The organism is Synechococcus sp. KORDI-52, from assembly GCF_000737595.1.
Classification (GTDB): domain Bacteria; phylum Cyanobacteriota; class Cyanobacteriia; order PCC-6307; family Cyanobiaceae; genus Parasynechococcus.
Genome location: NZ_CP006271.1, coordinates 307,152 through 323,436 on the forward strand (window position 1 = coordinate 307,152; position 16,285 = coordinate 323,436).

Consider the following 16,285-nt stretch of genomic DNA (forward strand, 5'->3'; position numbering starts at 1 on the left):
CCAGAACCGACGCATCAACCTCTTGGGTGACCGTACGCGTCAAGGATCAGAGTGAACTATCTGGAAGGCCAGACGGGCAACCGATTGACCACTCGCTGCAGCCGAGCAAGCAGCTGCTGCAGTCGCAACCGCCCTGTGGAGGGACTGCTCAGGGGTGGTCCCGATGCAGCCTCCAGGGCATCCAGATGAGCGAAGGCGTCCCGCCAGCGGTACAGCAGCGCAGCTTCTGAACACTCCTGCAGCAGGGTGTCCAAACGATCTGCCGAGGGCCGCCAGCCCTGGGGTGCAGCAACGGCAGCCTTGATCCGTTCAACATCGAAACGCAACCGGCCACAACCGATCTGATGCAAGGTGGTACCAGGGTCGCCGTAGTCGGCCAAAGCATGATTGAGGCTGCTGAACACAACACAGCCGCAGGCCAACGCTTCCAGCGGTGGCAAGCCGAAGCCCTCGGTCACGCCGCGGCCACGCCAGTACTCCGCAGAGTCGTAGAGGTAGACCGTGGAGCGATTGAACAGATCAACCAGGTCATCCACCCAGCCGGCCTGCACCTCCACCTCAAGACCCGCCTGCCGCAACGCCGGCACCAGCTGCTTGAGCACATAGGGGCTGCTTTTGCGGGCCTGCACCAACACATCAATCGGTCGGCGCCGGCCGGACGAACGGTCGCCACGGTCGATCCAAGCCTGATCCAGAGCATTTGGAACCAGGAGCAGGGGATTACGGGGAGCCTTGTTCCCCCAATAGCCCAGAGTGTTGCGGCTGACCGCCAAGACGGGAACCCCCGGCGGCAAGCCGAAGCCGTATTGACTGCTGTGGGCGTGGTAGGCCACCCGGTGGCCTCGGAGCCGACGGATCAAACCGGGAACATCAAAACCCCAGCTCACCACCCAGAGCACCTGGGCATCCGGAGGGTCTTGGCGGAGGCAGTCGTCCAAGTACGGGTGATCGCCTGAACGCTCGCAATAGGTGACCAGTTCCGTTGGGCACAGATTCGCCACCAGTCGGGCGGTCTGCTGTTCAACGCTCAGTCCGCCACACCGGAACCGGCCACTGGTGCCGGGGACCAGGAAGCGGACAAGCGCAGGAGACACAGAATCAGGCAGCAACAGCCTCCGTGCTGCCGGCCCGCTGGCGGCGGGTGAGGAAACCAAACAGCACCTTGCCGATGGCAGCGACCAGATTGCCCTCCAGCTCCTTAAACATGTTCATGTTCAGGTGGAAGGCGTGGTTGGCCTCCTCCACGATGCGATCGGCCATGGCCTGATCGATCGGCAGGGTGTCCATGGCGGAGCGATAGGTCGTCTTGAACGCCTTCTCATCGGCGATGTCGTCGAAGACGTAGAAGCGCAGACCGGCGTCGCCCTCCATGTTCATCGCCTTCTGAGCAATGTTCTTGAGGATCTGACCACCGGAGAGATCACCGAGATAACGGGTGTAGTGGTGACCCACCAATAACTCGGGAGACTCCTGCGCCACAGCATGAATGCGCTCCACATAGGCGGCTGCTGAGGGCGAAGGCTGGATCTGGTCTTTCCAGCCCTCGCCGAAGTAATAGGTGAGGTCTTGCTCGAGGGCCTCACGACGGTTGAGCTGGGCCATGGCGACAGGGCCAACAACCGGGTGATCGGACAACTTGCCGATCTCCTCTTCCATCGCGGAGTAAACGAAATACAGATCAGCCACCAGCTTGCGATAGCTGGCCTTATCAACAACTCCCTTCAGAAAGCAGCTCACGAAGCCGGTGTTCTCGGCCATGGTGTGCGACTTTTTCGTGCCTTCCCGGAGCTGGGCAGCAAGGGCGACAGACATGATTGCGAGAAATGGCCAGATATCGAACTTAAAAGGAGTTCAAGGCCAGACGGCCTTATGCGTTGCGAAGGGTTACGCCGCCGGTTCAGACGCAGCGCTTCCGTCAAAGAGTTCAAACAGCTCGCGACAGATCTGCTGAAGCTGCATCACCTGCTGCTGCTGAGGCAGATGGGGACCTTCAGGCAACCATTCACCAACGGTGGCCAGGCGCCAGCGTTCACCGTCGTAGGTCATGCCCCGCATCAACACCCCCAGCAAGCGCAGCTGGTCGTCACCCCGGTCCGCGCTGATGCGCAATTGCATTAGCAAACTGCGGCATTCCAGGCGTGGACTCCAGCCAGGAAAGTGAAAGGAGAGATCGAGTGATTCTGTTTCCGTCCACTGTCGGGTCTGCGGATCATCCCGCCAGGGGCTGAGGTTGGCCTGTGCAGCGGGAAATTGGCGACGCACCAGAGTGATTGTGGATGCCAGAGCTCGCATCCGGGCCACGCTGTGTACCGATTCGCCCGCGTTCACGTCAACCTCCCCATTCCGCACAGTGTGGGTGGAGATGCGAGAGGTTGCCGTCACGGTTGCGCGAGGTTCACGAAACCATGACGCAACCGACGAGGGCGGCCATGGCTGTCGCGAAGCAGCGAACAGCCATGGCCGCCCTAGAGGCCTGACGGGGGGTGCTCGTCAGGCTGGCCGTAGTCAAGGCCTTGAAACTGAGCATGCACCGCCTGCATCTGGGCTGGGGTCAGCAACGGCGGCTCGCCGAGCTGAAGGGCCTGGAGATACATCCGCGCCAAGGTCTCCACCTCCACGGCAATGCGCAGCGCCTGATCCAGGCTTGCCCCCGCGCTCACCAGACCGTGACGCGCCAGCAAGCAGGCCTGACGGTCCGCCATCGCCTCCACCGCCAAGCGGGACAGCTCCTCGGTTCCGAAGGTGGCATAGGGAGCACAGCGGATGTCATCACCCCCTGCCACTGCAGTCATGTAATGGAAGGGAGGGATGCCTTTGTCATGGCAGGCAAGAGCCGTGCCATGGATCGGATGGCAATGGAGCACCGCCCCGAGCTCAGGGCGGGCAGCGAGCACATCGGCATGAAGGCGCCATTCCGAGGACGGACGCCGGCCAGCGTCCTGCAACGGCTGGCCCTGCCAATTGATCGCCACGAGGTCACTCGGCCCCATGTGTTCGTAAGGAAGCGAGCTGGGAGTGATCAACAAACCCCCAGGACAACGCACCGAGAGATTGCCGGAGGTGCCCTGGTTGAGACCCGAGGCATTCATGCGCCGGGCCACGGCCACCAGATGCTCCCGGAGGGCCTGGTCAGTCATCGGCATAAAGCCCCCGAAGACCCGCTTCACTGGCCTCCGCCACACCCCGTTCCGTGATCAAGCCCGTCACCAGGCGAGCAGGGGTGACATCAAAAGCGGGGTTAAAGCCAGGGCTGCCGTTGGGGGTGAGCTGCACGCTTGTCATCACTCCCGCTGGATCCAGGCCCTGAATATGCGTCACTTCAGCCTCAGAGCGGGCCTCGATCGGGATGCCATTCACCCCGTCATCAATGGCCCAGTCGATCGTGGAAGCCGGCAACGCCACATAAAAAGGCACCTGGTTGTCGCGAGCCGCCAAGGCTTTGAGATACGTGCCGATCTTGTTGCAGACATCACCACGGCGGGTGGTGCGATCAGTGCCCACGATCACGGCATCCACCTGACCGTGCTGCATGAGGTGTCCCCCTGCATTGTCGACCACCACCGTGTGTGGCACCCCCTCCCGACTCAACTCATAGGCGGTGAGTGAAGCCCCCTGATTGCGCGGGCGCGTTTCGTCGACCCACACATGAATGTTCAGGCCGGCGCGATGGGCCTTGTAGATCGGCGCCAAGGCCGTTCCCCAGTCCACCGTGGCCAACCAACCGGCATTGCAGTGGGTCAACACATGAAACGGTTCGACCTGGCGCGCCTGTGGGCGAGCCTCCGCGAGCCGCTGAAAGATCGCCAGGCCGTGATCGCCGATCGCTGCGCACATGCCCACATCTTCATCAGCGATCCGCGCCGCCTCTGCTTTTGCCGCCTCAGCCCGTTGCTCCTCAGGCAACGCCATCACCAGATCCCGCACCCGCTCCAGAGCCCAGCGCAGATTGACCGCGGTGGGACGGGTGGCGTTGAGCTGATCAAAAGCAGTCTGAAGAGCGGCATCGGAGGGATCCGCCTGCAAGGCCAGCATCAAGCCATAGGCCCCTGTCACCCCAATCAACGGAGCACCACGCACCACCATCGTGCGGATGGCATGGGCAGCATCGTTACAGGTGCGAAGCGTGGAGGTCGTGAAGCGATGGGGCAGCAGGGTCTGATCAATCACCCCAACGGAACATCCATCACTCTCCAGCCAGATGGTGCGCCAGGCCTTGCCATCGATGTTCATCGGCTGCAGATCAGCGGTGAATGCACCATGCTGCCTCCGATGAGAACGATCCTGATGCGCTGCGATCGCGCCCAGCTGATGAAGCAGTTGTCGACCCGATGAATCTGCCGGGGGCCCTGAACCGACTGGTGCGTTACGGCTCCATCGGCTTCATCGCCGCCGCTGTGCACATCGGCGTCCTGCTGCTACTGGGCTCTTGGATGAGCCTGAGCCTGGCCAACCCCATCGCCTTCCTCGCCGCCTCGGTGGCGGGCTATCTCGGCCACGCTCTGTTCACCTTTCGGGACGAGACCGGCGGTCGCCAGTTCGCCCGTCGCTGGCTGCTGCTGCAATACGTGGTCAACATCAGCGTCTGCGCCTTGCTCCCGCTGCTCCAGGCACCAACCCTGGTGCTGGTGTTCACCCCCACGGTGCTGAATGCCCTGATCTGGAGCCGAGCAGCACGCTTCAGCGCTCAAGCCCGTCAGCTCCACAACGGCCAACCACCACTGCTCCATGCCGACGATCTCGGCTTGGCTCGTGGCGTGGATGCGGCCATCGTCGATCTGGCCCGCAACGGACAGCTCCAAGGAGCCAGTCTTCTGGTGAATGGACCAAGTGCGGCCGACGCCATGCAGGCCTGGCGCGGGCTTACTGAACCCCCACCACTCACCCTCCACCTCTGCCTCAGCGAAGGGCATCGCCTGCCCACCTGCCCGGATCTGCCGACCGGATTCGGCACCTTGTTGCTGGCCTCATTGCTGCCCTGGCAGCGCCGACGCATCGCCCCCCAGCTGCGCAGGGTTCTGCAGCAGCAGATCAGGCGCTACCGCCAACTGACCGGGCCGGGGCAGATCCGCCTCGATGGCCACCAGCACATCCACCTCGTTCCCCTTGTGCTGGATGCCGTGCTGGATCTGGCCCGTTCTGAATCGATCACCTGGGTGCGAACGACGCGGGAACCGCTGCCCGAGGGCTTGTCCCTGCGGCTGTGGTGGCGCAGCCTTCTGACAGGAGGGCTGCTCAAGTGGTGGGTCCTGCAGCTGCTGAGCGGGCTGGCCATCCCCCGCCTGCGCCGGGCCGGACTTGCCACCAACCGGCGCTTCGCCGGAGTGTTGTTCAGTGGATCGATGTTCGGAACAGCGTTTCGCCGCAGCTGGGAAACGGCCTACAGCTCCGTCGCGATCGATCGTGCTGCACGAGCCGTTGTGCTGATCCACCCGGCCCTCCCCGATGCCGCTTCAGGCATGGATCAGGAGGCGTTTCAGCAATCTGTGACCTTTTTCCAGTCGGCCAACCGGCAAAAGGAGTGGGTTTCAGCGCAACAGCTCTGAAGCCTGATGCACGGCTCGAACGAAGTAGTGCGGCCGCCGTTTGACATCGATGTAGATCCTGCCGATGTACTCCCCCAGCACACCGATGCCGATCAGCTGGATCCCCCCCAGAAACAGAACGGCAACAATCAATGAGGCATAACCCGGCAGGTCCACACCGAAAACCAGGGTGCGCAGCACAATCAGGGCGGCATAAACAAAACTCAGGAACGAGATCAGCACACCGATCACGCCCCACACCTTCAGCGGCTTCACCGTGAACGAAAAGATCCCGTCCAGGGCATAGCGCCAGAGCCTCAGAGAGCTCCAGGATGTGGCGCCACCGACGCGGGCCACACGGCTGTAGGTGATCTCCTCGCTGCGGTAACCGGTCCAGGGCATCAACCCCTTGGAAAAGCGGGTGGCCTCACGCAACCGCGTCACCGCCTCCACCACCGGAGCACTCAACAAGCGGAAGTCGCCAGCGCCCTCCTGAAGCTGGATCGAATCCACAAGGCGGTTGAACACCCGATAGAACCAAGACGCCGTGGCCACCTTCACCAGCCCTTCGGCGTCGCGGTCATCACGCACCGCCGTGACCACTTCTGCACCGTTACGCCAGGCCTGCACCATGGCCGGAATCCGCTCCGGAGGGTGCTGAAGGTCGGAGTCGATCAGCACCGCAGCGGCACAGCGGCCGTTGGCGTAGTCGAGTCCCGCCAGCATCGCCGCCTCCTTGCCGAAATTGCGGGTGAGCTCCAGCAGCGTGACGGCCTGATCGGCATGGCTCTGCTGCCAGGCACGGATCACCGCCACCGTGGCATCGGAGGAACCATCATCGATCAGCAGCAGATGATCCACATCCGGCAAGGCCACAACCCGCTCGATGAAGGCGCTGATCACCTCGGCTTCGTTGAAGCAGGCCGCCACCACCCACACGTGCTCGCTGGCCATCAATGCGCGGTCTGCAGTGTTTGGAACCGTAGGGCTCCCTGCTCAGTCATAGGCTCAGCCTGCTGACGCCCGACCAACCGCCATGGCCCAGTTCGAGAAGCTCACCGCCCCCAGCCAGGGCACACCGATCCGCTTCGAGAACGGTCAACCCGTGGTGGCCGACAACCCGATCATCCCCTTCATCCGGGGTGATGGCACCGGCGTGGACATCTGGCCCGCGACGCAGAAGGTGCTGGATGCGGCCGTGGCCAAGGCCTATGGGGGCAGCAAGAGCATCGAATGGTTCAAGGTCTACGCCGGCGATGAGGCCTGCGACCTCTACGGCACCTACCAGTACCTGCCGGAGGACACCCTCGAGGCGATCCGCGCCTACGGCGTGGCCATCAAGGGCCCCCTCACCACACCGGTGGGTGGTGGCATCCGTTCCCTCAACGTGGCCCTGCGCCAGATCTTTGATCTGTATTCCTGCGTGCGTCCGTGTCGTTACTACGCGGGCACCCCAAGCCCCCACAAGCGTCCCCAGGACCTGGACGTGATCGTTTACCGGGAAAACACCGAAGACATCTACATGGGGGTGGAGTGGGAAGCCGATGACCCCGTCGGCCAGGAGCTGCGCAAGCACCTCAATGAGGTGGTGATCCCCGCCAACGGCAAGCTGGGCAAGCGCCAGATCCCCGAGGGGGCCGGCATCGGCATCAAACCGGTGAGCAAGGCCGGCAGCCAGCGCCACATCCGCAAGGCGATCCAGCACGCCCTGCGTCTTCAGGGCGACAAGCGCCACGTGACCCTGGTGCACAAGGGCAACATCATGAAGTTTACGGAGGGGGCCTTCCGCGATTGGGGCTATGAACTGGCCACCACCGAATTCCGTGACGTGTGCATCACCGAGCGGGAAAGCTGGATCCTCGGCAACCTCGAGCAGAACCCCAACCTCAGCGTGCAGGCCAACGCCCGCATGATCGAGCCGGGCTACGACAGCCTCACCCCGGAGAAAAAAGCCGACATCGATGTTGAGGTGCAGGCGGTGATCGACGCCATCGGCAGCAGCCACGGTGGCGGCAAATGGAAAGAGATGGTGCTGGTGGATGACCGCATCGCCGACAGCATCTTCCAGCAGATCCAGACCCGCCCCCAGGAGTATTCGATCCTCGCCACCCTCAACCTCAACGGCGACTACATCTCCGATGCCGCTGCAGCAATGGTGGGCGGTCTTGGAATGGCCCCCGGCGCCAACATCGGCGAGAACGCTGCCATCTTCGAAGCCACCCACGGCACCGCCCCGAAACATGCCGGTCTGGATCGGATCAACCCCGGTTCGGTGATCCTCAGCGGCGTGATGATGCTGGAGTTCCTTGGCTGGCAGGATGCCGCTGATCTGGTGACCAAAGGTCTCAGTGCCGCCATCGCCGACAAGCAGGTCACCTACGACCTGGCCCGACTGATGGAACCGCAGGTGGATCCGGTGAGCTGCAGCGGCTTTGCCGAGGCGATCATCGCCCGCTTCTGAAGAATCAACAGCAGGTCATCTGTGATCATCAACCACTCGAAGAAATTCATATTTTTTGCCAACCGGAAAACGGCTTCAACATCAACAGCAATTGCGCTGTCGAGCAGCTGCAATCGAAAAGATGTCATTACACCTTTAGGTCGGGACGAAAAAATTCGAAGACAACTTGGCTACCAGGGGCCCACAAATTACATCCCCTGGTGGAACAAAGTTAATTATTTTGCGATCAAAGCAAAATGCAAGTTACAAAAGAAAGGACTTAGCCCATATCTTAAATCGATAGGACTGCACACACACATCGAAGCAACAACTGCTCTAAAAAAGAATTACATCGACGCATCAATGTTCGAGAGCTATTATAGCTTCTGTTTTATTCGAAACCCATGGGACCATGCCATTTCCAAATTTTTTGAACTCAAAAAAGACGAGAAATTGCAATCCCTCGACCTGGACACATTTATCGAGAGCGGTATGCTGGACAAATTCGCAAGGTCATGCCGATTAATCTACAGCGATCAAGGCGAAATTATCGTAAAACGCTTATATCGCTACGAGAATCTCCAGGAAGCAGTTGAAAGCATTTTCAACGATCTCAAGTTGACCGGAAACCCACAATTGCCAAGAGCCAAATCCAACTTAAGAACCGACAAAAGGCCCTACAGAGACTTGCTAAATACCAATCAAAAAAATAAAATCGAACGCATCTTTGAACAAGAAATTGAATGGGGAGAATATCAATTTTGAAGACCTCAAGCACGCAAAGCAAGGGTGAAACCACCGCAACGCAGCAATCAATGCCCAGCGAGCAACGATTTTTTTTCAATCCCACCCGTCAGCGTGCTGCCAAATCCAGACTCATCGCATGAGCCAGCCAGTCAGCTTCGAGCCTGAGGCCATCAGTCTCCCCGGACTCCCCGCCGGCGCCGCAGACCCTTGCGTGCACTGCGGCTTCTGCCTGCCCACCTGTGCAAGCTATCGCGTGCTGGCCAGTGAGATGGACTCCCCCCGCGGCCGCATCCACGCGCTGCGAGCAATCGAAGCCGGTGAACTGGAGCTGGATGCCACGGTGGCCAGCCATTTCGACACCTGCCTGGGCTGCTACGCCTGCGTGTCCGCCTGCCCCTCGGGGGTGCGCTACGACCAGCTGATTGAGGCCACCCGGCCCAAGCTGAATCAGGCCAATCACCGCAGCAGCTGGCAGATCAGCTTCCGCAAACTGCTGCTGCAGGTGCTGCCCTACCCCAAGCGGCTGCGGGCCCTGCTGCAACCCCTGCGAGCCTATGCCGGCACACCGCTACAGGATCTGGCCCGCCGCTCCGGGCTCACCCGTCTGTTCGGCCCGGAGATCGAGGCGATGGAGCAGCTGCTGCCACCCCTGGTGCCGCAAAGCTTCAGCGACCACCTGGCCCAGATCAATCCCGCCAGCGGCGAACGCCGCGGCCGTGTGGCGCTGCTGCTGGGCTGCGTGCAGCGTTGCTTCGACCCCAGCGTCAGCACCGCAACGGTGAAGGTGCTGCAGGCCAACGGTTTTGAGGTGGTGATTCCGCCGGACCAGGGCTGCTGCGGCGCAGTGAGCCATCACCAGGGAGAGCTGGAACTCACCCGCAAACTCGCGAGGGAGTTGGTCCGCAGCATGAATGCGATCCAGGGGGAGCTGGATGCCGTGCTGGTGGCGGCCTCCGGCTGTGGCCACACAATGAAGGCCTACGGCGAGCTGCTAAACGGCAACGCTGCGTTCAAGGCTCCTGTGCTGGATGTGCAGGAATTCCTGGCGGACCGCGGCCTCCTGGAGACGTTCCGGACCCAACTGCAACCGCTCCCCGGCGTCGTGGCCATGCATGACGCATGCCACATGATTCACGGCCAGGGGATCCAGGCCCAGCCCCGCCAGCTGCTGCGCGCCATCCCCGACGTTCAGCTGCGGGAAGCGACCGAAGCGGGGGTGTGCTGCGGCAGTGCCGGCATCTACAACCTGGTGCAGCCGGAGGAAGCCGCCGAACTGGGCCGGATCAAGGCCGATGACCTCAGTGGCTCCGGCGCTGCCCTGGTCGCCAGCGCCAACATCGGCTGCACCCTGCAACTGCGGCGGCACCTGGGCGATCGGGCCCGGGTGCAGCACCCGATGGAACTGCTGGCCGCCTCAGCCGGTCTCCATCCGCTGCCAGGCATCCCGCAAGGTCTCGGCAACGCCGAGATTGCCGGGGAACGTAAGAATCGGCAGTCCGCTGCAGGGCCCCGCTGACGGCCGCACCAGCGACAGTCCCGGCAGCAGCTGCCCTTCCAACTGAACAGATTCGAGGGCCAGGCCCCGAGCCAGCAGCGTCTGGGTGGTGATCCCCCCTTTACTGATTAAGTAACCCAGATCAGGAGCGAGGGCGGCTGCCAGACGCCCCATCAAGGCAGCCAGAGCGGACGACAAGCGCCGGCCCTCGTGTTCCGAAGCGCAGCTCAGCTCACCACGGCTTGTGAACAGCACCGGAGTGGCTCCAGCCTTGAGCCTCTCCCGCAGCTGCTGGAACCAAACCCGCTCCAGATCCGCGAGCAGCAGATCAGGGGTCGGCCCCTCCAGCACCCGAGCGATGCGAGGCACCGGCAGCTCAACCCCTTGGCACGTCGGTTCCACCAGCAGCAGCTCCAGCTGCTGATCCGCCAAGGGCACGTGGGAGCCCACCATCACCAGGCCTGGCTTCGATGTGCCGTGGGCACCCCGTCTGCGCAATCCCACCAGACCCTCGGCATCCAACGGCGGCGGGCCAGGGTCTGCCAGCGCCCTCACCATGCTGGCGGCGGAACGGAACAGAAACCGTTTCTGCCCTTGCACGGCGCGCACCGCTGCAGCCAGAGCGGTGAGCTGCTCCTGACGTTCGGCATCCACCACCACCGCTGGATTTCCCTGCAGACGACGCAGGCGATCGATCAACAGCGGCAGACCAGCCCCACAGGCGGCATCAAGCTCCCGGCCACTGATCCGCTGCACCGACCCCGCGGCAATGGCCCCATCGCTTTTTTCTTCCAACCAGCGGGCCAGATCACTGCTGCTGAAGCCGAACAGCCGGTCCTGAGCAAACGGCGTGGTGTGCACCGGTTCGCCGTGGAGGAGATGCACCCCATTCACGGTGGTGCGGCCCCCTTCCAAAAAAGCCGGCACGTGAAAGGTGGCATCAAAGGGACCGAAGGCCGCCTGCAGTGCCTCAGGCTCCAGCACCCCATGGCCGCGAAGGGTTGAGTCCCCTCGACTCACCAGCAACACCTGATCACGCGCCAATCCCTCCCGCTGCAGCGCCTGATCCAAAGCCACCGCAATGCTGCGGTTGCGTTCCGCGGCATCCATGGGCATCAGCGCCCGGGTGTCGGCCAGCAGAAACAGCAACGGGGAGGCATGACGCAACCCCCGCCGCAGGGTGTCGACATCCCAACGCAGCAGAAGCGGACAGCCGTGCACCGTCTGCGAGCCGGTGGGATCGTCATCAATGACCACAACCTTCATGGCACTATCGTGCCGTGAGCCATTCCCCAACCAGCCGCAGCGCTCTGATCGACCTGGTGCGCCAGTGGCATCAGAGCAGCACCCCCTGGAGTCCCAGTGGCCTGGGCACACGCCTGGACTGGGGCCCACCGCTGGATCCCCGCCATGAGGTGCTCTCCTGCCGTCATCTCAACCGGGTGATCGACCATGCCGTGGACGATCTGACCATCACAGTGGAAGCCGGTCTGCCGCTGCAGGATCTGCAGGATCTGCTGGCGGAGCAGGGCCAATGGCTGCCGATTGACTGGCCCCGGGCCGGTGCTCCCGGAAGCATCGGCGGCTTGGTGGCCCGTGGACTGGCGGGGGGACTTCGGCACCGCCACCTGGGAGTTCGCGATCAGATCATCGGCATCGGCCTGTTGCGAGCGGATGGCGTCGAAGCCCATGCCGGTGGACGGGTGGTGAAGAACGTGGCGGGTTACGACCTGATGCGCCTGCTCTGCGGCAGCTGGGGCAGCCTGGCGCTGATCACCGAACTCACCCTGCGGCTGCAACCCCTGCGCCCCGCCCGCAACGGTCTGCTCGTGCAAGGTGACCTGGAGGCCCAGGAGGCCTTCCGCAGCGAACTGCTGCGCTCCAGTCTGACGCCGGAACGCTTTGACTGGATCAACGGCGGCGACGGTGCCTGGCGGCTGCGACTGGTGGTGAGCAGCGTGTCGGACCAGGCGGTGGACGATCAGCTGAAGCAGCTCGAGGCGTTGGCGCTGAACCAGCAGCTCAGCGCCGAACGCCAGCCTTGCGCCGATGCCCTGACCACTCCCCTCGACGCCAGCCCCTCCGCGCAGCTGGTACGGCTGGTGCTGCCGCCGGCCCAGCTGCAGAGGCTGCTGCGGGATGAGGCCATGACGGCCCTGAAGCCATGGTGCTGGGAGCTGGCCGCTGGAGCCGGCTGTGGCGATGGCTGGTGCAATGCAGCAACACCGGATCACCAGCTGGACGCCCTGCGCCGCAGCGTGAGCCGCCTTGGCGGCGAAATGACGCTGTTGAAACGCGCCGCTAGATCAACTGTGCCGGCCTGGCTCGACCGTCCCTCCCGACCACTGATCGAAGCGGTGAAACGCCAGTTCGACCCCAAACTGCAACTCAGCCGAGGCCGGCTGCCGGGGGTGGATCAGGAGACGCTGTAACGGCAGGTGAGGGTCTGATGGGTGCCAGGCTCCAGCACCAGTTTGCGATCACCGCTGACAAGAGCCTGCCGGGGCCCCGACCAGGGTTCCAAACAGACCATCCGGCGCGGGGGCTCGGTCCAGACCACGCTGAGATCCAGCGGTGCCTGATGGTGCAGTTCCAGCTTCAGGCCGGTGACGTCATCGATCAGGGTGACCGGACCGGCGGGGCGGCAGAGGAAATCCACCCCCTGCGGCAACCGCTTGAGCTGATCAGCGGTGGCGGCCTCGGCCATCTCCAAGTGGTTGAGACAGCGCTCCGCCAGTCCCATGAGCCGGGTCTGGGCCAGATCGCTCACGTTGAAGTAGGGATGCAAGCCGAAACTGAACGGCATCGCGGCATCACCGCAGTTGTGCACCGTGGTGGCAATCTCCAACTCAGAGGCAACCGGGCGCAGCTCCATCTCCAAACGAAAGGGGAACGGATAGGCCGCCAGGGTGGCCTCAGAACTCGACAACGACAGCCGAACGCCGCTTTGATCGTCCAGCAACTGAAGCTGCCAGGGCAGATCCCGGGCGAAGCCGTGCTGCTTGAGGGGGTAATCAATCCCATCCAAGGGGAGCACGTCTCCGGGGAGATTGCCGCAGATCGGAAACAACACCGGGATGCCGCCGCGAATGCTTTTGCTGGGATCGGCGTAGCGGTCCTGATCGAAATAGAGGATCTCCTGGCCCCCGCACACCCAGCCGCTCACCAAACCACCCCGCTCGGGGATGATCCGCAACCGATCACCGCTGCTGGGATGCACAAAGTCCCAGTGGGCGTAGGGGGCCGTCTGCTGGGTGAGGGTCATGGGCATCCGCCGAATGCGGGGGGACTCACTGACTCACTTAGCCAGCAGATCGGCATTTGTCGGTGCCGCAGCCGACTGAAGGCCCTCCAGCCATTGCAGCAACGCCGCATTCACCTGATCCGGCACTTCATCGTGGGGGCAGTGTCCGGCCTCCAGAACCACCTCAGTGGTGACCTCCGGAGCATGGCGCTGGAAGGTGGAGCGGCGACCAGGAGCATTGATCCAGGGATCACGGATGCCCCAGACCAGCAGCAGCGGTGCCGTCAGTTCCGCGAAGAGCTCATCGAGGGGCTGACCGCGGGGAATATCGAAGACGGTGCGAAACACACCGAAGGCACCAGGATCAAGGGAGGGGCGCCGAATCGACTCCACCAGCCAGTCATCAACGTTGGTCTTGTCCACATACACCTGGTTGAGGGTGCGGCGAATCGTGGAAGGCCGGCGCAGGTTCTCGAACAGCAGCCGCTGCAGCACCGGACTCTTCAGCAGGGCCGTGCCGATGCTCTGGCGGGCGATGGCACCCCAGCCTTGCGGGGGTTTCTGCTCATCACTGAAGGGACCGGCGGCATTGAGCAGCACGACACCTGCACAGTCGGATCCCAAGGCGGCCCCGGCGGCAAGAGCCGCAAACCCTCCCAGGGAATTACCTGCGATCACCGTCGGACGCCCGATCCGCTCGCGCACGTAGGCCACCAATTGGTCACGCCACAGAGCGCCGCCGTAATTCAGCCCCGCCGGCTTGGCACTCCTGCCGAATCCCAGCAGGTCAATCGCATGCACAGCATGGGTCTTGGCCAGCACGGGGATGTTGTGGCGCCAGTGATCGGTGGATGCCCCAAAACCGTGCACCAACAGAAGGGCCGGATGATCGGCACTATCCTCAGCGGGACACTGCTGCACCGTGTGCACAGCGTGGCCGAGATGGCTCCAGGTGACGCGATCCACAGCCCGCTGCGAGGGACGCGATGCTAAGCAGCACTGAGGCGGCCTTGATGCTGAACTACGAGGTGATGGGCGGACCGCTGGCGGACCCCTCCGTCTGGCGCGGAGCTTTGCTCTGGGCCGTTGCTCTTTACGTGCCGCTGAGCGCACCCCTCAGCACGTTGGAATCCAGCCTTGAGGAGAGTGAGCTACCGGAATCGGTGCGTCAACCGGTCCTGGTGATCAGCAGCTTGCTGCTGTCCCTGGCCACCGGCGTGGTGACCCAGCTCGGATTCAGCTGGGCCTTGGGACCAGGCTGGGCCTCCAGCCTTGGCGTTGTAGCCGTGGGCTGGAGTGTGTTGCTCATCCTTGCCAATACAGGCAAAGCCGACTGATTCAGGAGGCACCAGCCAGAGGATCGGCTGCCAATTCCTCAGGCACTTGATCACCATCCTCAGGCGGCTTGCCCTTCAACACCAAGCGCAGCAACACCGGTGCCAGGAACGTGGTGCCGATCACCATCAGCAGAATCGCCGCTTCGAGCCCAGGGGTGAGCAAACCGGAGGCGGTGCCCAGGCCCAGGAAAATCAGGCCGACCTCGCCGCGGGGCATCATTCCCAGACCAACAACCAGGTTGTTGGTCTTCTCCTTGCTGAAGATGGCCCAGCCGGCTGCCACCTTGCCGATGATCGCCACCACCAAGAGGAAAGCAGCCACCACCAGGGCGGAACTGGCCCCGGGGTCAGAGGGATTGATCACTGAGAGGTCCATGCCAGCACCCACCAGCACAAAGAAGACGGTGGCAAACAGATCAACGATGGGGGTGACCGACGCCTGAATCTCATGACGGTGTTTTGAGGTGCTGGCGATCAAGCCGGCGGCGAAGGCACCGAGGGCGGCTTCAAGTCCGATGGCAGACGCCACAAAACAGCTGGCTGCGAGCAAAAGATAAGAACCGATCAGTTTGGCTCCGGGGGCCTTGAGCTGATCAATCACCCAGTCGAAGGCAGGGGCCGCCTTCTGGCTCAGCAACAGGGCCACCACCACAAACAGCACCGCTGCTGCCACCAGCTGAACGATGGGGCCGACCTCGAGGCTGCCGCCGGCCGCCAGGGAGACCACGATGGCCAGGATGACGATGCCGAGGATGTCGTCGAGCACAGCGGCACCGATCACGATCTGGCCCTCACGGGTGCGCAGATAACCCAGCTCACTGAACACGCTGGCGGTGATCCCGATGCTGGTGGCCGTCATCGAGGCGCCGGCGAAGATCGCGGGGATCGCATCCACATGGAAGATCGCCATCAGACCAAAGGTGCCGAGGGCGAAGGGCAGCACCACACCCACCACAGCAACGCTGAAGGCCTGAGCTCCCACCGCCATCAGTTCCTCCAGTTCACTTTCGAGACCAACGGAGAAGAGCAGGGAGTAAAGCCCCAGCGTGGCCACCGACTGCAGGGCGCCGAAACTCTCGTTGTAAAGCTCTGGGATTTCGTCCACCGGCACGTGAGAGAGGCTGGCGACCACCTCTGAAAACGCTCCTGAGAGCTGCACATGGGTTTCCGGCGGCACCAGAAGATGCAGACCGGAGGCCCCGATCAGCACCCCCGCCAGCAGTTCACCAAGGATCGTGGGCAACTCGAAGCGCACCAGCACCTCGGCAAGGGAGCGGGCCGCCACGAAGATCAGCATGAAGCGGAGGACGCCGATCAGCGTTTCCGCCAATTCGAAGTCGTGGCTGCTGATTTCGCTCAGCAGGGTGGGCAACAGCATCAAGCCGGGCGTGTCTCACGCCGAACCTTAATGGTGATTCCGCCGGCGAACTGTTCGCTGAATCATCCCAATTGACCGGGAATGCTGTAAGGGCGCGCAGTGATGCTGGCAGTTTCAGTCGC

Annotated in this window: 16 protein-coding genes; 6 read left to right on the forward strand and 10 right to left on the reverse strand. The window is 62.9% G+C overall.

The features are described 5' to 3' along the window. Positions 1 to 56: 56 nt before the first annotated feature. From KR52_RS01610 to mtnA, 5 genes are all read right to left on the reverse strand, one after another. Positions 57 to 1,109 carry a glycosyltransferase gene (locus tag KR52_RS01610; protein ID WP_371257691.1) on the reverse strand — a complete coding sequence of 351 codons (1,053 nt, stop codon included), beginning with the start codon at positions 1,107 to 1,109 and terminating at the stop codon, positions 57 to 59. Beyond that, entirely contained in the window at positions 1,099 to 1,812 is a 714-nt protein-coding gene (locus KR52_RS01615; RefSeq protein ID WP_038551654.1) for a heme oxygenase (biliverdin-producing), read from the reverse strand. Before KR52_RS01615 ends, KR52_RS01610 begins: the two co-directional genes overlap by 11 nt. A 72-nt stretch (positions 1,813 to 1,884) precedes the next feature. Beyond that, positions 1,885 to 2,328: a hypothetical protein gene (locus KR52_RS01620; RefSeq protein WP_038556691.1), complete on the reverse strand. Its 444-nt coding sequence runs from the start codon at positions 2,326 to 2,328 to the stop codon at positions 1,885 to 1,887. Positions 2,329 to 2,465: 137 nt separating this feature from the next. Next, positions 2,466 to 3,137 (reverse strand): class II aldolase/adducin family protein, encoded by a 672-nt coding sequence (locus tag KR52_RS01625; protein ID WP_038556693.1) that lies wholly within the window; start codon positions 3,135 to 3,137, stop codon positions 2,466 to 2,468. Then, positions 3,130 to 4,230 carry an S-methyl-5-thioribose-1-phosphate isomerase gene (gene mtnA, locus KR52_RS01630; protein WP_038551656.1) on the reverse strand — a complete coding sequence of 367 codons (1,101 nt, stop codon included), beginning with the start codon at positions 4,228 to 4,230 and terminating at the stop codon, positions 3,130 to 3,132. The genes KR52_RS01625 and mtnA overlap by 8 nt, the downstream gene beginning before the upstream one ends. A gap of 20 nt (positions 4,231 to 4,250) precedes the next feature. On the opposite strand from mtnA, the gene KR52_RS01635 reads away from it, so the two are divergent. After that, on the forward strand, positions 4,251 to 5,543 hold the full coding sequence (locus tag KR52_RS01635) for a ChbG/HpnK family deacetylase (protein ID WP_371257692.1): 1,293 nt from the start codon (positions 4,251 to 4,253) through the stop codon (positions 5,541 to 5,543). Here the strand turns inward: KR52_RS01635 and KR52_RS01640 are convergent. Further along, the gene (locus KR52_RS01640; protein WP_038551659.1) at positions 5,526 to 6,476 is read right to left on the reverse strand and encodes a glycosyltransferase family 2 protein; all 951 of its coding nucleotides are present in this window, start codon (positions 6,474 to 6,476) and stop codon (positions 5,526 to 5,528) included. The genes KR52_RS01635 and KR52_RS01640 overlap by 18 nt on opposite strands. A gap of 82 nt (positions 6,477 to 6,558) precedes the next feature. On the opposite strand from KR52_RS01640, the gene KR52_RS01645 reads away from it, so the two are divergent. The 3 genes from KR52_RS01645 to KR52_RS01655 all read left to right on the forward strand — a co-directional run bounded on the left by KR52_RS01645 (position 6,559) and on the right by KR52_RS01655 (position 10,225). Beyond that, positions 6,559 to 7,983 carry an NADP-dependent isocitrate dehydrogenase gene (locus tag KR52_RS01645; RefSeq protein ID WP_038551660.1) on the forward strand — a complete coding sequence of 475 codons (1,425 nt, stop codon included), beginning with the start codon at positions 6,559 to 6,561 and terminating at the stop codon, positions 7,981 to 7,983. Positions 7,984 to 8,004: 21 nt separating this feature from the next. Continuing rightward, positions 8,005 to 8,727, forward strand: coding sequence for a sulfotransferase family 2 domain-containing protein (locus KR52_RS01650; protein WP_038551663.1), 723 nt, complete (start codon positions 8,005 to 8,007; stop codon positions 8,725 to 8,727). 118 nt (positions 8,728 to 8,845) lie between these two features. Continuing rightward, positions 8,846 to 10,225: a (Fe-S)-binding protein gene (locus KR52_RS01655; RefSeq protein ID WP_038551666.1), complete on the forward strand. Its 1,380-nt coding sequence runs from the start codon at positions 8,846 to 8,848 to the stop codon at positions 10,223 to 10,225. On the opposite strand, the gene KR52_RS01660 is transcribed toward KR52_RS01655, so the two are convergent. Further along, positions 10,124 to 11,470 (reverse strand): four-carbon acid sugar kinase family protein, encoded by a 1,347-nt coding sequence (locus tag KR52_RS01660; protein ID WP_038551668.1) that lies wholly within the window; start codon positions 11,468 to 11,470, stop codon positions 10,124 to 10,126. The genes KR52_RS01655 and KR52_RS01660 overlap by 102 nt on opposite strands. A gap of 14 nt (positions 11,471 to 11,484) precedes the next feature. Here KR52_RS01660 and KR52_RS01665 point away from each other — a divergent pair, with 14 nt between their 5' ends. Further along, a complete protein-coding gene (locus KR52_RS01665; RefSeq protein ID WP_038551671.1) occupies positions 11,485 to 12,636 on the forward strand; it encodes an FAD-binding oxidoreductase in 1,152 nt (383 codons plus the stop codon). Here the strand turns inward: KR52_RS01665 and KR52_RS01670 are convergent. Both KR52_RS01670 and KR52_RS01675 read right to left on the reverse strand, forming a co-directional pair. Further along, the gene (locus tag KR52_RS01670) at positions 12,621 to 13,475 is read right to left on the reverse strand and encodes a galactose mutarotase (RefSeq protein ID WP_038551673.1); all 855 of its coding nucleotides are present in this window, start codon (positions 13,473 to 13,475) and stop codon (positions 12,621 to 12,623) included. The two genes, KR52_RS01665 and KR52_RS01670, sit on opposite strands and share 16 nt — an antisense overlap. A gap of 27 nt (positions 13,476 to 13,502) precedes the next feature. Next, entirely contained in the window at positions 13,503 to 14,414 is a 912-nt protein-coding gene (locus tag KR52_RS01675) for an alpha/beta fold hydrolase (protein ID WP_038551676.1), read from the reverse strand. 20 nt (positions 14,415 to 14,434) lie between these two features. Here KR52_RS01675 and KR52_RS01680 point away from each other — a divergent pair, with 20 nt between their 5' ends. After that, positions 14,435 to 14,785: a hypothetical protein gene (locus KR52_RS01680; protein WP_253912430.1), complete on the forward strand. Its 351-nt coding sequence runs from the start codon at positions 14,435 to 14,437 to the stop codon at positions 14,783 to 14,785. A 1-nt stretch (position 14,786) separates the two neighbouring features. Here the strand turns inward: KR52_RS01680 and KR52_RS01685 are convergent, their stop codons facing one another. Beyond that, positions 14,787 to 16,163, reverse strand: coding sequence for a cation:proton antiporter (locus KR52_RS01685; RefSeq protein WP_038551678.1), 1,377 nt, complete (start codon positions 16,161 to 16,163; stop codon positions 14,787 to 14,789). Positions 16,164 to 16,285 lie beyond the last annotated feature (122 nt).

Excerpts from the sequence above, each read along its gene's own strand:
- KR52_RS01625 (WP_038556693.1), bottom strand. The coding sequence starts at position 3,137 with ATGACTGACCAGGCCCTCCGGGAGCATCTGGTGGCCGTGGCCCGGCGC.
- KR52_RS01660 (WP_038551668.1), bottom strand. The coding sequence starts at position 11,470 with ATGAAGGTTGTGGTCATTGATGACGATCCCACCGGCTCGCAGACGGTG.
- mtnA (WP_038551656.1), bottom strand. The coding sequence starts at position 4,230 with ATGAACATCGATGGCAAGGCCTGGCGCACCATCTGGCTGGAGAGTGAT.
- KR52_RS01645 (WP_038551660.1), top strand. The coding sequence starts at position 6,559 with ATGGCCCAGTTCGAGAAGCTCACCGCCCCCAGCCAGGGCACACCGATC.
- KR52_RS01655 (WP_038551666.1), top strand. The coding sequence starts at position 8,846 with ATGAGCCAGCCAGTCAGCTTCGAGCCTGAGGCCATCAGTCTCCCCGGA.
- KR52_RS01640 (WP_038551659.1), bottom strand. The coding sequence starts at position 6,476 with ATGGCCAGCGAGCACGTGTGGGTGGTGGCGGCCTGCTTCAACGAAGCC.
- KR52_RS01635 (WP_371257692.1), top strand. The coding sequence starts at position 4,251 with ATGCACCATGCTGCCTCCGATGAGAACGATCCTGATGCGCTGCGATCG.
- KR52_RS01685 (WP_038551678.1), bottom strand. The coding sequence starts at position 16,163 with ATGCTGTTGCCCACCCTGCTGAGCGAAATCAGCAGCCACGACTTCGAA.
- KR52_RS01615 (WP_038551654.1), bottom strand. The coding sequence starts at position 1,812 with ATGTCTGTCGCCCTTGCTGCCCAGCTCCGGGAAGGCACGAAAAAGTCG.
- KR52_RS01670 (WP_038551673.1), bottom strand. The coding sequence starts at position 13,475 with ATGCCCATGACCCTCACCCAGCAGACGGCCCCCTACGCCCACTGGGAC.
- KR52_RS01680 (WP_253912430.1), top strand. The coding sequence starts at position 14,435 with ATGCTAAGCAGCACTGAGGCGGCCTTGATGCTGAACTACGAGGTGATG.